Genomic DNA, 1,293 nt, shown 5'->3' on the forward strand with positions numbered 1-1,293 from the left:
CTTCCGGAAAATTACCGGAAGAAAAACCCAGGTTCGGAATCCGAACTCAGTAATCGAGTGACGTCACTTTGCGGCGTTAGCCCTATCCTGCATCGGAGTAAAATCAATCGGACAAGATGTGACTTTGGTACACCGCCACCAAGGTGACGGATGCCCAAAGCCCTCATGGTCAGGGCGCAGCCCCGACACCCTGTTAGTCTGATTCGGTTTTATCTTTCGTCGGCGAACGCCGGTACTTTTTGACCTCGGTCTTCCACTCGAACGCGATGCGGGAACCGTCATCATCGCCCTCGGAAATATCATCCCCGATCACCATGTCGGCGTCGGTTTCCTGATCGAGTTTCAGCACGTCTTTGAGTGCGCCGCCGGTCGCCACAAAGCGGCGCTTGTGCGTCTGGCGGGTCAGTTCGAGGAACCATTTAGGATCGGCCACCATGTCGGCCGGCTTCGTGGAATATTTCAGGGTTTCGGCCACTGCGCCGCGCACCAGTTCGGCGGTCGCGCAGGCCAGCGATTCGCCGTCCTTCGGCTTGCGGGGTTTCACTGCCCGGACATCGACATTCGGATCGTAACTGACCCGCAGGCACTCACGCCACAGCTCAACCCAGCGTTCATGCCTGACGTAACTCTTCCCGTTAAGCATGCCCGGCGGAACCATCATCAGGGTGTGGAAGTGCGGGTGTGCGCTGCCGTCACTGCCGCGGGTGACTTCCGTGGTGCGTATCCAGCCCTGAACTGGTCGGAACTCTTTACGGTCCTTCAGTCGCTGGAAAGCCGTGTTCATCCGGCTCAGCGTCTCGCCCAGCTCCTCGATCGCGCAGTTGCGCACGGTCAGGGTCAGAAACATCCAGCGGGAATCGGGGTAATCCGCCACGATACGCGGCAGGGACTGGTAGAAACGGGCTTGCCACATCAGGGAGCGCCTCCACTGGCAGACAGGACAGTGCCGGACACGGCAGAAATGCGCCTCACGCAGCCTCAGGCGCGTTTCTCCGGTTTCTTTGAGGGTAGACCACCCAAACCTCAGTAAACCGCCACAGGAGGCCATACGCGCCCCGTAGCGCTCATATTCAGCCGCAAGCAGGTAAATCCCTCCCACGTCGTCAGAAACGCTTCTGTGAGCGTCCCACGGCGCATCTGAGGGGGAGTAGTCAGTTAGGTTCTGGAGTTCAGGATTTTGCATGCACACCGCCCCATGCTGGGCGATGGCTCATTTGACGTGTTATCATTGCCATATCACCTGTGTTGTCGTGTCCAAATTCGAATTCCTACAGGTGGTCACACCCCCGAACT

1 protein-coding gene is annotated in these 1,293 nt (G+C 58.4%); it reads right to left on the bottom strand.

Features of this window, described 5'->3' with window-relative positions; all coding sequences use genetic code 11:
- Window positions 1–193: 193 nt before the first annotated feature.
- On the bottom strand, window positions 194–1,183 hold the full coding sequence (locus tag CWI75_RS18180; RefSeq protein ID WP_040207214.1) for a protein rep: 990 nt from the start codon (window positions 1,181–1,183) through the stop codon (window positions 194–196).
- Window positions 1,184–1,293 lie beyond the last annotated feature (110 nt).

The sequence above is a fragment of the Kineobactrum sediminis genome (assembly GCF_002868715.1).
GTDB classification, from domain to species: domain Bacteria; phylum Pseudomonadota; class Gammaproteobacteria; order Pseudomonadales; family Halieaceae; genus Kineobactrum; species Kineobactrum sediminis.